This is a genomic window from Nostoc sp. JL33 (genome assembly GCF_017114985.1).
GTDB lineage: Bacteria > Cyanobacteriota > Cyanobacteriia > Cyanobacteriales > Nostocaceae > Nostoc.
The window spans coordinates 1-13887 of record NZ_JABXKP010000016.1 but is presented as its reverse complement, the minus strand read 5'-3'; the positions used below and the strand labels follow the sequence as shown (position 1 = coordinate 13887).

Annotated in this window: 12 protein-coding genes; 5 read left to right on the top strand and 7 right to left on the bottom strand. The window is 43.5% G+C overall.

What is annotated here, in order from left to right:
• Nucleotides 1–1406: 1406 nt before the first annotated feature.
• Complete coding sequence (locus HWQ23_RS03275) at nt 1407–2999, bottom strand: DUF6930 domain-containing protein (protein WP_375466687.1); 1593 nt, start codon at nt 2997–2999, stop codon at nt 1407–1409.
• Nucleotides 3000–3323: 324 nt separating this feature from the next.
• On the opposite strand from HWQ23_RS03275, the gene HWQ23_RS03270 reads away from it, so the two are divergent.
• The 3 genes from HWQ23_RS03270 to HWQ23_RS03260 all read left to right on the top strand — a co-directional run bounded on the left by HWQ23_RS03270 (nt 3324) and on the right by HWQ23_RS03260 (nt 4601).
• Nucleotides 3324–3680, top strand: a complete 357-nt coding sequence (locus HWQ23_RS03270) for an iron-sulfur cluster assembly accessory protein (protein ID WP_292823481.1) — start codon at nt 3324–3326, stop codon at nt 3678–3680.
• 86 nt (nt 3681–3766) lie between these two features.
• The gene (locus tag HWQ23_RS03265; protein ID WP_292823479.1) at nt 3767–4189 is read left to right on the top strand and encodes a tetratricopeptide repeat protein; all 423 of its coding nucleotides are present in this window, start codon (nt 3767–3769) and stop codon (nt 4187–4189) included.
• Between the two features lie 166 nt (nt 4190–4355).
• The gene (locus HWQ23_RS03260) at nt 4356–4601 is read left to right on the top strand and encodes a hypothetical protein (protein ID WP_292823477.1); all 246 of its coding nucleotides are present in this window, start codon (nt 4356–4358) and stop codon (nt 4599–4601) included.
• Here HWQ23_RS03260 and HWQ23_RS03255 read toward each other — a convergent pair.
• Together HWQ23_RS03255 and thyD are read right to left on the bottom strand one after the other, a co-directional pair.
• The gene (locus tag HWQ23_RS03255) at nt 4591–4719 is read right to left on the bottom strand and encodes a histidine kinase (protein WP_292823475.1); all 129 of its coding nucleotides are present in this window, start codon (nt 4717–4719) and stop codon (nt 4591–4593) included. The two genes, HWQ23_RS03260 and HWQ23_RS03255, sit on opposite strands and share 11 nt — an antisense overlap.
• 76 nt (nt 4720–4795) lie before the next feature.
• Nucleotides 4796–5761: a thylakoid membrane protein ThyD gene (gene thyD / locus HWQ23_RS03250; protein ID WP_292823473.1), complete on the bottom strand. Its 966-nt coding sequence runs from the start codon at nt 5759–5761 to the stop codon at nt 4796–4798.
• 203 nt (nt 5762–5964) lie between these two features.
• Between thyD and HWQ23_RS03245 the strand changes: the two genes are divergently transcribed.
• Complete coding sequence (locus HWQ23_RS03245) at nt 5965–6312, top strand: hypothetical protein (RefSeq protein ID WP_292823558.1); 348 nt, start codon at nt 5965–5967, stop codon at nt 6310–6312.
• 78 nt (nt 6313–6390) lie between these two features.
• Here the strand turns inward: HWQ23_RS03245 and HWQ23_RS03240 are convergent, their stop codons facing one another.
• From HWQ23_RS03240 to HWQ23_RS03225, 4 genes are all read right to left on the bottom strand, one after another.
• Nucleotides 6391–6882, bottom strand: a complete 492-nt coding sequence (locus tag HWQ23_RS03240) for an FHA domain-containing protein (protein ID WP_292823470.1) — start codon at nt 6880–6882, stop codon at nt 6391–6393.
• 226 nt (nt 6883–7108) lie between these two features.
• Nucleotides 7109–9640, bottom strand: a complete 2532-nt coding sequence (locus tag HWQ23_RS03235) for a heavy metal translocating P-type ATPase (RefSeq protein WP_292823467.1) — start codon at nt 9638–9640, stop codon at nt 7109–7111.
• A 737-nt stretch (nt 9641–10377) separates the two neighbouring features.
• On the bottom strand, nt 10378–10653 hold the full coding sequence (locus HWQ23_RS03230; protein ID WP_292823464.1) for a TM2 domain-containing protein: 276 nt from the start codon (nt 10651–10653) through the stop codon (nt 10378–10380).
• A gap of 702 nt (nt 10654–11355) precedes the next feature.
• Entirely contained in the window at nt 11356–12933 is a 1578-nt protein-coding gene (locus HWQ23_RS03225) for a CPBP family intramembrane glutamic endopeptidase (protein ID WP_292823461.1), read from the bottom strand.
• A 112-nt stretch (nt 12934–13045) separates the two neighbouring features.
• Here HWQ23_RS03225 and HWQ23_RS03220 point away from each other — a divergent pair, with 112 nt between their 5' ends.
• Nucleotides 13046–13723, top strand: a complete 678-nt coding sequence (locus tag HWQ23_RS03220; RefSeq protein WP_292823458.1) for a Uma2 family endonuclease — start codon at nt 13046–13048, stop codon at nt 13721–13723.
• The last annotated feature ends 164 nt before the right edge of the window (nt 13724–13887 follow it).

Below are 13887 nucleotides of genomic sequence, written 5' to 3'. Positions count from 1 at the left end.
GCTATTGTTGCTATTGTGACAGCAAAAATAGCACATACTTGCTTTGGAAGACAATAAGCCTACTAACAGCATTAGTGAAGGCTGGCAATGAAATTTTATAAATCAATTTGAGACATCTACTGTTGACTCAATCAAGATTTCCAAAATTATTCTCCATTGAAAGCATTTGACCTTCTCTTTTAACCAAGTTCGTCAAACCCGCTTGGAGAGGACATCTGGTAAAACACCAGACAATAAACCTTCACAATCATGATCATCCTGAAATGCTGGCTTAGAGGCGAGTTAGAGTGCTGTGTATAGCTCCTGAATAATTACTTAGAAAGTAGGCAAGTAAGCGATCGCTCTCGAACAAACACCCATCTGCACCATTGCAGATATGATGTTACTTGACTGTTGACGATGATAAGATTTTAATTTTGTTTGATGCTTTTACATCAACTTCCTGTAAATATCCGATGAAATTTTGCATGTTTTTTATCCTGACTCTAGTGATATAGTTTGCTTTAAATTAAGCGGTTTTTCCCATTGTTCGTATTCATCTATCTGGAGGCTGTATAAATCATTTTTAGCCAACTATGCGGCTAAAAATTTAACAGCAACCCTTGGGAGCAGATTTGAACTAAGAGATAAATTACTGCCAAGAAAGTGTTGATTGACAACTATTTATTATTAGTTAAATATACCGATAAAAATAATTGTATATCTCAATTTTTTTCGGTAGTCTGTTCATTATAGCCATTATTTACGGACTTTAAATAATCTTCATTGAGACACTAAATAAGCTCATTTTCATTCTTTATAAAAAGATTACGAAGAAAAAGATATCACCTGACCTTTTGCTTAATCATATCGATACATAACAAGATGCTTAACTGAAAAACTTGTTAAAAAAAAGTTCCAATATCTAACTGGTCAGCTAGGTTTGATTAAACGGAACCTTGCAGATAAATTTTTAGCTACTTACAATTATTTATACTGGGTACTATGCAAATAAAATAACTGAAAAACTATGAAAATACAGGTACTTCATGAAATTGAGGTAAAGTTAACTTCTAATCATTGATCGCCTATTAGTATTTACATATACATAAATATGGATTACAAAGTGCCGCGCCCTGAGAGGTACGCGGATGAAGAGTCCTGAGCAAAGACGGAACTTGTCTGGCTTTGGTTAAAAGACCAGAAAAATCCTGAGTACTTTTTACTTCACTCAGGACGGGCTAAACAACAGCTATCCGCTAACAGCACTGAGTGCGGTCAATATCCGAATCAAATAGACATCAACTTAATTTCTGATCGGGACAATTTCAGATTGAGGATTGCGGGAATTCGGGCAACTATTCAAATTTAAGTTAAGGCATCAGTTGAAGAGTGCCAATAGCTAAATGTTTAGGTGAAAGCGATGCCTACGGCAGGCTTTGCTTACGCGCTTCAAACAAAGCCATCATATCTCGTAACTGAGGATTGCCACGGGAAGCTCCCGTTAGCCCTTTGGCAATGATTAAGCCACAGTAGCCCTTAGTATTTTTACAGCGCTGATTCCATTTTTTTCGTGCTTCTACATGAATAGGATCTTCATCTAAAAATTCACCGAATAGGAACAATTCGCCATTTTGAGTTTGTAATAAACCCAGGTCGTAGCGATCGCCATCGAAGGGGTCGGCACCTGCATTAAAGCAAATTGCTTTGAGTCCGCCTGCTGCTTCAATTCTTTCAATTACAATCTTAGCTTTGGGGCGGGAAGTTTGAATTAAAATCACCGGCAAACCATCACCCACTTGTTTGATTTCACCAGCCTGATGGTAAATGATCCCCTTTTGCAGGTGTTCCAACATTTCCCAGGACACCACACCTAAGCTGAGGAAGGAATCTTCTGGTATCAAGTCATCTTGCAATGCGAGGATTGCGGGTGAATCAGGGTTCTCAATCTCCTGATCATCGTCATCAAAGCCTGCCATTTCCTCTAATTCTGCTGCTAACTGCGGCATGGTAGAGACTGTCACAGCCAAAGATTTAGTTGATTCTTCCGACTGCGGCAGAGAAATGCGATAGCGACGGCTGAGGGTAGGGAAGATGTCTTCATGAAGCTGGCGACGGTGATCGCGAATAAAGCGGCTCAGGCTTTCGATGGCAACCAACATTACCAGTGCTTCTTCCTCATACAAAACAGACCGTAGTCCTTCTAAGGGGTGGATATTACCGAAAGTGGGGTCAATTTCTGATAATGGCAGATCCGCCAAATCAGCTTCTTCATCCTCATCTTCATCGGTTTCATCAGCACTCTCAAAAGTGAGAAACAGACAATCTTGCTTGAGGAACGCTTCTTCTAGATGCTCCGTTGATTCTTCATCTGTTAAAACTGCGGCGCGAAACTGTTTTAAAGACTCTTCTGAGCGATAAAACAAAATCCCATACTCCATTCCCAGCATTCCCATGACTGAGGCGTAGAGTGTGCCAACATCCCACTTATTAATCTCGATTGACAAAATTTGCTGTTCTTGCACAAATTCCCAAGGTGCGGCTTGCCAAATTGCAAATGCCTTCTCTCGCAAGATTTGTGCATACTGTGGGGGTAAGTCGGGGGTTTCACTATCAAGGATGTCAGCAAATCCACGAAATAGTTCGTCAATTAAAGGCAGTTCTGGTGCGTAGTCGATGGCGATATCCAAATCTTGCAGCACCCCCCGCAGGTAAAATTGGATCTCGCGGTCTCTGACTAAAATTCTTTGGGGTCTGGCGGGTCTTGCTGGAGTTTGGGGATGCTCCATTGCTTGCATTAAGGTGCGAACTATTGCTTCTGGGCCAATATCTGAAGCTACCACGTCCATGCCTCGAACAACACCTTGGGAGTAATCTACCCAAAGAATGCATTCTCCTTTTGCCTCTGAGTCTGAGTGCTGGTTTGGTGATGACAACGGACGGCGATCGCCCTCCCATACAGAAGGAATTTGAGTTAATTTTTTCAACCGACGACTGGTAGAGCGATTAAAACTTGTCATAGAGTAAGTTAATCAAAAGAAGCAATTTGGAAGTAAACTTTGGGGGATAGCTAGCCTCGGATTAAGTTTTGATGGCTGCACCTGAAGGGTGGTTGCTTCCCAGGCGGCGGCAAGACTTGAACTTCAAAAATACCGATATAAATACGTTAAGTCTCTCAATTCTAGAATAAAAATATTTGGCTGCTTTTGACGGAGTGTTTACAATTTGCCATCTAGCGCCATCTAAGCCGCTAGAATGAATACAAAAACATCAAGAGCAACCCACAGGCATTAACAAGCCAATACAGGGTAACGCTTAGACTAATTAAGGAGTTTAAAAAGCAGATGACACAAGCAATTCAGGCTCAACAACGCGGAATTCTGTTGAGCGAAGCCGCATTGCACCAGGTAAAATCCCTCCGGGACAGGCAAGGCACAGACTTCTGCTTACGGGTAGGAGTCCGTCAGGGTGGCTGTTCTGGGATGTCTTACATGATGGACTTTGAAGACACTAGCAAGATCACCCCTGAAGATGAAGTTTTTGACTATGATGGCTTCAAAATTGTTAGCGATCGCAAGAGTTTATTATACCTCTACGGTTTAATGCTCGATTATAGCGATGCCATGATTGGCGGTGGCTTTCAATTCACAAACCCCAATGCCAACCAAACTTGTGGTTGCGGCAAGTCATTTGGGGTGTAATATAGTCCTTTGTCATTTGTCTCTGGTCATTGGACGGAACACAAATGACAAATGACCAACGAATAATGACTCATGATTAATTTACTATGACTCAAACAGTTGAATCCCTGTTTGATACAGGTTTAGAACGCTATAAAGCAGGAGAAGCCGTAGATTCTTTAATTCCTGTGTTTAAAGAAGTGTGCGATCGCGCCCCTAAAACTAGTGCTGCTTGGATTTGTTTGGCGTGGTTGTATCTACTCGATAACAAACCCAGCTTGGCTTACAAAGCTGCACAGAAGGCAGTCAAGTTAAATCCACAAGATCCCCAGGCTAGAGTCAATCTCGCCTTAGCAATGCTGGAAACAGGTCAAAAAGGTTTGCGCGAACACATTGACGTAGCACAGCAGTTAATGTTTGTCAATGAAGAATGGAGTGATGAAATAAAAAATAGTATTGAAGACGGTTTAAGTAGAAAACCAGATTGGCAGAGTTTGACAAAAGTCAGAAATTGGCTGTTTGAAGAATGAGAATGGGGAGTGGGGAGTAGGGAGTAGGGAGTGGGGACAAGAGGGACAAGGAAAAATTATTGAATAAGTCTCTGTTGTCTACCTTGTTTCTTCCTAATACCAACTTCTCATTCCTCATTTCCGATTCCCCACTCCCCACTCCCCATTCCCCATTCCCCTTTTGATCATGAAAGAGAAATTGTTAAATTGGCTAAACATGCTTTTAGTGGCAGATGTTTTTTTGGTTTTGTTTGGCTTTGGCTGGTTAGCGATCGCTGCGATCGGAGATGCGGTGGGAGTAAACCTGGGTTTGGATTTGTGGCATAAACTGTGGCAACCCTTGTTTAACCCAGCGATCGGCATCCTCATGGGCGGTGCCATTCTCAGTGGTATTATCAGTTGGGTTTCCAGAAAATTTCTCTCTAGTCAGTAGTCAAAGAATTGGGCATTGGGCATGGGGCATTGGGCATGGGGCATTGGGCATTGCTGATTTCTCCCTCATCCCCCTCATCTCCCTCATCTCCCCCATCTCCCCATTCCCCATTACCCATTCCCCACTCCCCACTCCCCACTCCCCATTACCCACTCCCCACTCCCCATTACCCACTCCCCACTCCCCACTCCCTTTTAACTAAGAATTTGCGTTAATGCTGATTGCAAATTAGGATATTTGTATTCAAAGCCTGTTTCCACGGTGCGTTTTGGGATGACTTGCTGACCTTCTAAAACTACTATAGCCCCGTCTCCTAAAAGGGCTTCGATCGCAAAAGCCGGAACGGGCAACCAAGAAGGGCGATTCATGACTCGTCCCAAACTTTGGCTTAAATCTGCCATACGGACTGGGTTAGGGGCAGTAGCATTATATACGCCTTCTATTTCCGATTTAGTTAAAGCTTGCAGAATCAGGTTAACTAAATCGTCTACGTGAATCCAAGAGAACCACTGCCGACCACTGCCAATGGGGCCACCAGCGAAAAGTTTGAAAGGCGAAATCATTTTACCTAAAGCACCACCATTACCCAGAACAATCCCAAAACGCAGAATTACCAACCGGACACCAGCATCTTTTACCTTTCTCGCTTCTGCTTCCCAGGCTTGGGAGACTTGGGCGAGAAAATCGTTACCAGATAGACTTGTTTCATCAAAGGTTGCCGTTTCACTGGTGCCGTAGTAGCCAATAGCCGAAGCGTTAATTAATACAGATGGGAGGCAGCGCGTTGCGGGGGTTCCCCCCGTTGTAGCGACTGCCGTTTTGGGGTTAGCATTGGCTATTGCTTCAACTATTTTTTGTGTACCTAACTTTCGGCTATTGAGGATTTCTTGTTTCCGTTCTGGTGTCCAGCGTCCTTCACCAATTGGTTCTCCTGCCAAATTAACTACGCCATCACAACTAGCGATGACACTTTGCCAAGAACCAGATGCATTTGGTGTATAGGCAACAATTTCTAGATTGGGGAAAGCCTCAGATGGAAAAACCTTTTGAGCAAAGGCGTTGTTTCGAGTTAATACTACTATTTTATGACCTTCCCCGTGAAGTCGTTGTACTAAACGACTACCAACAAATCCTGTTGCTCCAGTAATTACGACTTTCATTTTCTACCTCAGCCAAAGCTTTATTGTAAAGTTTTTGATCAAACTTTCAGCTTACGGCACTTTCGTTGTGGATAGAACAGATGTGACTGTATATCTGGTAATGCCTGATCTCAAAACTCAAAAACTTTGCTTTTTTAATGACTTTCCGTTTAGATGCTTCGGTATTATACGATGGACGGAGTGTTGCAAGGCGTGGGGCTATTATGGCTCGCTATACCTGTTCATTTATTGTTTCTGTTCCTAGTGACCATCTGTTGCCGTTACTTGTAGAACTTTTACAGGACTGTCAGTTGGATATTCAATACCACACGGGCGAGTACATTATCGGTCGTCAGGTTCCTGGCAATGTTCCTTTTCCTAAATTGATAACAGTAGAAGTACTGATTGATAAATCAAAATCTACTGAAACAGAAACCCGGATGAGTATTGTGATTAAAAATGAAGAACTACCACTCCAACTAGATAATTACTGCCGACAAATGTTTGAATTCATCAAGCAGGCTATTGAAAGTAGCCGCCATTGGCATTTGATTGAAAGTCTTGCAGGATAACTTTGGTGATTGAATTGACACTCCCACGACTTGAAACTGTGGGAGTCTCAGACTCTGATTGGTAGTTATAATTCAGTCTCATACATCCTCTAAATCCTCGGCCATGCCGGGGTTTATTAGTGTAATATCGTACTCACTTGAATCCGTCTGTCCCAAACGCTGAGTGTTTCTTAAAAGGTAATAAATTGCACGTACTTGAGGCCCAAAAACAATCTCGTCTTCATTTTTTAGATCGCGGGCTGGTATCTTGCGCCCATTAATCATCAAACCGTTGGAACTAGGCTTACCTTTAGCATCGCCATCTACAATCCGGTAATAGTAGCTATGACTATTATGGTCTCGTGGCAATCTCACTAATGTGGCATGGCGGCGGGAGACAAACTGCGACATCAGACGGATATTACACTCGCGGTCTCTACCGATAGAGTAGACGGGCTGCTCCAGAGAAAATTCTTTGCGACCTTGATCGTCTTCAATAATCAGTAGATGGTTTTCATTGGTTTCTGCTGCCATTGATAAATCGGTGGAACTGTGATAGTTGAAGATTTTTTTAGTATCGTATGCTGCCATTTTCGCGCACCATAAGTTCTGTGGTGCTGATCTAAATAAGCTTTAAAATTGCATAATACCTTGAAAGAGTAGAACATGGCCGTTCTACTCCAGTAGCTATGATAGCTTTGGTAAGTTTCTCAAGAGGCTTTGTGGGCTGCGTAAAACCTGACGGGGCGACTCAGTTTAACTTTATATAGAAATAACCAAGATTTGTGCTTGGAAATTTGAGGTGCAAAAGAGTATTTTAGGGGTGATGAGCTAATCGTCGTAATAATATTGAGTTTGTGACGACGCTAACAGAGCTAAAAGCCATTAATGCAGCAGCACCAGATGGGTTAAGGACAAAACCTAGACTAGGGAACAAAACACCAGCTGCTAAAGGAATGCCAACTGTATTATATGCAAAAGCCCAGAATAAATTCTGGCGGATTTTGTTGAAAGTGGCACGACTAAGCTGAATAGATTCGACGACATCGTTTAAGCGATCGCGCATTAGGACAATTTCAGCAGTTTCCATCGCCACATCTGTCCCGGAGTGTAAAGCAATTCCGACATCTGCTTGGGATAAAGCTGGAGCATCGTTAATTCCATCTCCTACCATTGCTACTACTGAGTGGGTAATGGGGAGTGGGGAGTTAGGAGTGAGGAGTGAGGAGTGAGGAGTTTTCTTTGTCCTGTCCCGTCCCTTTGTCCCTTCTAACTGGAGGGCTTGTATTGCTGCCGCTTTTTTGGCTGGGGGGACACCCGCTATGACATCAGCACTATCTAATCCTAATTGTTTGGCGATCGCGCTAGCTGCTTCTGGGCGATCGCCACTAAGTAACATTACCCGTAAGCCCATCTGACGCAATTTGTCTACGGTGGATTGAGCATCTGGTCTTAAGGTATCAGAAACAGCAATTAGCCCAGCTAAAGTTCCCCCAACTGCTACGCAAACAACTGTTTTACCATCTGTTGCTAAATCTTGTGCTATTTGTTGTGCAGTTTCATTAATGGCAATGCCGTGCCAATTCAACCAGTCCCAATTACCCAACAGTACAACTGTGCCCTCTACCACAGCAGACACCCCTAGTCCTGGTTCCGTGTGAAAGTCCACAGCCTCTGGAATAGATAACTGTTGCCGTTGTGCTTCTTGCTGAATCGCTTTTGCTAGGGGGTGGTGAGTACCGCTTTCTACAGCTGCTGCTAGTTGGATTAGGGAGTAGGGAGTAGGGAGTGGGGAGTGGGGCTTACTCCCTACTCCCCATTCCCCACTCCCCATTCCCTCAATTAATAGACAATCTGTGACGATGGGATTACCTGTGGTCAGAGTACCAGTTTTATCAAATACTACGGTGTCTAACTGGTGTACTTTTTCTAAAACGTCGCCGCCTTTGATTAACAGACCCCGTTCTGCGCCCATAGCAGTCCCGACAAGAATCGCTGTTGGTGTGGCAAGTCCCAAAGCACAGGGACAGGCGACTACCATAACTGCGATCGCTAGTTTTAAACTAATTAATAAAGGAGAGTGGGGAGTTGGTAACGGGATTAATCGCGTCTCTACGGAGTGGTCAGCGTGGCTGATCATTTCCATGCCACCAGACATGGTGATATTAGTCCAGATGTGAGTGCCGAAAAAGTACCAAAAGACAAATGTTAATACAGATGCTGTCAGCACACCATAGGTAAAGTAACCAGCGATTGTATCTGCTAATTTCTGTACTGGGGCTTTCCGAGTTTGGGCGGCTTCTACTAAAGCGACAATTTGAGCTAGAGTTGTATCACTTCCAATACGTGTTGCCTGAATAGCGATCGCTCCTGACTGATTTAGCGTCCCTCCTGTCACTATATCTCCTGGTTGCTTGATTACTGGCACTGCTTCGCCCGTCAGCATGGATTCATCAACAGTTGTTTGACCAACCACCACTTCACCATCGACAGGAATTTTATCACCTGGCAGCACTTGTAACCATTCACCAACACGCACCTGTTCAGCAGGAATCTCTACACTAGAAGACCCCACTCCGACTTTCTCTGGGTTAGGAATCAATCGCGCTAAGAGTGGCTGGAGTGCTAGCAATTTTCTAAATGCGGCGGCGGCGCGACCTCTAGCTTGTTGCTCTAATGTCCTTCCCAAAATAATAAAGCCCAGCATCATTACTGGTTCGTCAAAGAAGCACTCCCAACCCATTTGGGGAAAGAGTAATGCTACTAAACTAGCAATGTAGGCTGTGAGTGTTCCCAATCCCACCAGGGTGTTCATGTTAGGCGCATTTCGCCGCCAGCCCAGCCAGCCATCTACTAAAATCGGGCGACCGGGAATTAATAGCGCTACTGTCGCTAGTCCACAGTGAAACCAGATGTTATTCAGTACTGGCAGCACTGAGCTACCAAGATTACCAAAATGTCCACTTCCCGACAATACCAGCAACACCGCAGCGATCGCCAACTGCCTAACAGAAGAGCGCATTTCTCGGCGTTGTCGTTCTGCTGGATCTGGTAAGGTAGATATCTCGCCTGCTACTGTGCCACTAGCTTTTCTCTGTTGAGTCGGGAATCCAACGGCTGTTAATCGCTGTGCCAGTGCATCTGCATCTACTGCACCAGTTTCTGACTCTACAACTGCTACCTCTGTGGCCAGGTTCACACAGGCACTCTTGACTCCTGGATGTTGGGTTAGCTGTCGCTCTACTGCGTTCACACACCCAGCACACTTCATGCCCCCAACATCGAGAATAATTTTCTCTAGGATTGGGTCAAATTCTGGGGCTGGCTTAGTTTTTGGGACAAGTTGCATGGCAAGTGTTTAGATTCGCTACAGAAATTCAACGCCGGACTAAAAGCGTCTCTAATTTGAGCGTAGGCGAAATATCGGACTACGACAGAATGTCAACCATATTAAAATTATTAATTTATCGTACTTCGTTGTGTGTCAATGTTGGCTCCACCGTAGGTAAGTCACATAAATAATAGCTACCACCTGCATTGGCATGATCACAATCAGGCTTTTTAAGAAATAGTTGATTTCCACATGAGACATAACACTGAAATACCCTATGCCCAACAAGAGGAACATTACCCAGGTAAGGTGTTTAGGTTTGAAAATGAGCATATCAATAGAAATAAATATACATGAAATTGATGGGTAAGCAAATTCCTAGTGAGTTAGCGCCATAACAGGGGGTTTCCACGCCAATTGCTTCTCCCTACAGCCCTTCTCAAGACAGGAGACGCCCTTGGCGTTCGAGAGGCTTCTCTACGACACGCTCCCGCGAACGCCAAGGGCATAGCTTCGCTTAACGCGGTAGCGTCTTGTAAAGTTGCCCCAATACTGCTCGGTTAAGAATATTTGTAGGTTGGGTTGAGGCTTTGCGTTACCCAACAAATCCCGCTCTTAGGTTGGGTTGAGGAACGAAACCCAACCTACACATTTTTATTTTTTAGACAAAACCTACGCAGTATTGAGAATTGCCCAATGTACTCCAAAGAAGTACGCAATGACAAATTATGTTTTTACACATTTGGGATGCTCCCCTAGAACCAGCCCTGCTTATTCACAAAGTAGGTATTTACAAATCCTTCAGGAGACTTATTCAAGTAGATCATGCCTTCAACTAAACCTACAAGTTGCATAATTAACAAGGAAATGCCATAGGTGAAAGAACCCCCAACTATAGAAATCGCCAACATGATAAAGCCTTCTGGAGCGTATCCTAAAATAAACTTATGAACCCCAAATCCTCCCAGGATAATGCCACAGTAACCAGCTAGAAGTTGTTTGGTAGGATGACTGGGGTTGAAATTTGCCATATAAGTGCTGCTCCTTGATAAGTGAGATATAAAAATAAAGTCTTTATTGTAATGAAACCAAGTAAATGGATTTGTTTAATAAATAGATTTTTAATTTTTTCACTATAAGTAAGCCCCAAGAAGAATAACCAAAATCAGCGTGCTTCTATTCCAGAGGCGATACTAAGATGTCTTGCGGCATAGCCTGAAAATCTGGCACTCCTTAATGAATTTTGGTGGATTTGATGATCGCAAACCCTGGTGCAGCAGTTTTGCAGATTTTTAGGCAAGACATTTTTCTTGAGAAGAATGAACCTCAATAATCAGCAAAAACTGCTACATACACCACTTTTTACAAGTCCATCAGTATTATTTCCGGATTTTTTTTGCTCTGGCGTAGCCCGTCGTAGATATCGCTTCCACTGGGTCTCAAATGCCATCGCACCAATTACCAGACCAGTTGTCTGGCTAGTGGGAACGTAGAAGCGCAAGAGGCATCTTCTAACATCTCGAAAATGGCTAAAATCATCCGAATCGGAATAAATGCTTAACTAGATAGTTTGTTGTCTATGTTAGTAGCATTCTTTGATTTGTTTTTGCCATTATCTTAATTTGGTTTTCAGCTAGTATTTATGCTTACAACCAATTATCACTAGTAAATTGTTCCTACTTATGGAGATAAAAGCAGAGATTTTGGTTTTCAGCAACAGTAGTAATATAGTGCTAATTACTACCTAAAACAAACAAGCTTAATAATGTACCACTATTCCAGAGACTGTGGAGGAGCATCGGAGCGAGGAGGTTACGCGATCGCGTGTAAACTACCCCCAAGACAATCCCCAATGCGGTCAGTGGCAGAATTTCCGACAAGCTGAGGTGAGCGATCGCAAACAACAAACCACTGATCAGAATCGATCCCCACACGGGTAAGTAACGAGTTAGAGAGGGTAACAAAAAGCCGCGAAACAGAATTTCTTCAAAAAATGGAGCTGCGATCGCTGCTGTAAAGAAAAATATGCCAAGTGCTACACCATCTTGGCTTTCTAGGGCTAGTTGCAACAGGGGATTACTACCACCCTGTCCTTGCCATAGCTGTTGATTAATCAAAGATACCACCACAACTATAGGTAAAGCCGTGCAATAACCCCCCAGTCCCCACCAAAACCAGTTATCTTGCAAACGGAAGCGAAACCAAAATTCTGGTAGTGGAAAAAACCGCTTGAGAGAGAAATACAGCACTAACAGCGCACCTAATGCCACCAATAGGTAACTAACCAAGACAGAAAACGCTTGAAGTCGCACATTCACAATGGGACGCTCTATTGGTAGCACCGATATCACCAAGGGCACAAAAATTTGCCCCATGAAGAAAAAGCCTATGATAAAAACCTGCAAAACCGTTTCACCATCCCAAGGCGTTGACCAAGGAATATCAGCATTTTGAGCTAGTAACGAGGCTTTTCCTTTTAACAAGCGTTGAGCAAATAAGAAAATCAGCAGTATTAGACCAATTAAAGCTGCCAAGGTGGGAATAGTGCCAATAACTGCTAATTTAATCACCGCTTGAGCAGAAGATTCTTGTTGTGCGGCTTTTACTGCTGATAAAGCGTCTTGTCGTTGCTGGAGTTGGTATAGCTCAACCAAAGCAGTAGAGCGAAACCAACCTTCTAAATTCTTTTGAATCGGTTCTTGGGCATTTGGGAGTAGACGGGGAGGATTGCTCCATAGTCCACTCAATACAGCAGCAGTTTGCCCAAATTCTGGATTGATATCTGAGCGTTGTTGTAATTCGCTCCAAGTCTTGAGGGCTGTATCCGCCTGTCCTTGCTGTGCTTGTAAAATTCCCAGGCGCAAGTCTAATTCAGCCAGTAATTTTTGGAGTTGCTTAAAAGACTGCTGTAACTGTTGCTGCTGTCCCCGTTGAGAGGTTTTAGTAGTAGGAGGAACGTCCGGTAGAGGTTTTGGAGGGGCGGGAGTTATTTCAGGTTGAGAGCGTAATTGTGCAAGTTTGTTGTTAACTTTGTCCAAATTAGCTTGAACTGATTGACGCGCATCCTGATACTGCTTTGTGGCGTTTTCCAGGGGTTGTTCACCAAGTATAGCTTCCCGAATCGCTTGGAGATTGTCATCGTTGCTATCTTCTGATTGCCAAGCTTGGGCTTGTAGAGCAATATTAGTTTGGTAGAGTTCTAGGCGACTTTGGAACTGAGGTTCTTGCCAACTACCGAATAAAGCCGAAACTGCCAACAGAACTGCTATCGGCGTTAGCACAAAAATTAAAACCAACCGCTTGAGTGTCATCTATCCCCCTTTAATTAACCAGTGGAGAGCGCGTCTCCCTTGGGAATTATCGCAATAAAAAGTCAGAGGTGGATAGATATCATCAATATTATAAGTTTGCGTCGCACCCACCATGTTAAATTACAACCCATTGCACTGCTTACCCGGAGCCGAGGATCTGCCCGATTCTGACGATGAACCTGTGGATAATCAACTACAACATTTGATTCCGGGCTTGCTAGAAGCCATCTTAGCTTGGCTGTGGACAAGCCGGATGGATTGGTTTTTTGGCGTTGATATGGGGATATATTACGATCCCGAATTACCGCCGATTGTGCCTGATGGATTTTTAAGTTTAGGAGTCGAGCGAGTTTTTGATGAGAACTTGCGTTTAAGTTATGTGTTGTGGGAAGAAAAGGTGATGCCGATTATGGCATTAGAAGTTGTTTCTCACAGACGGCGTGGGGAATACACCAGCAAAAAGAAACTTTATGCGGAGATGGAGATTTTGTATTATGTTGTCTACAATCCCCAACGCCGGAGAAAACCACCTTTAGAAGTTTATCGGTTTGTAAATGGTGAATATGTATTGCAGCCAGGAAATCTAGTTTGGTTATCAGAGATAGGTTTAGCAATTGGTTATGAACGGGGAACCTATCAGGGAATTACGCGGGATTGGTTGTATTGGTATGACAAACAAGGAGTCAGATATTTAACACCAGAAGAACGGGCGATCGCTGCCGAACAACGCGCTGACAGGTTTGCACAAGAATTGCGAAAGTTGGGGATAGATCCAGATTCTTTGAGTTGATTTTGTAGGGTGCGATCGCTTTGATGATACTGTTACTAATGACTAATATCAATTTAGATTGAGCTTGCATATAATAGAGAGTCGAGGTAAGTCGGACAGTAGCAAAATCGCACGTCAGCTAGAAATAGAAATCACCGAAAGTGCAGAATATCTAGAAAAAACAC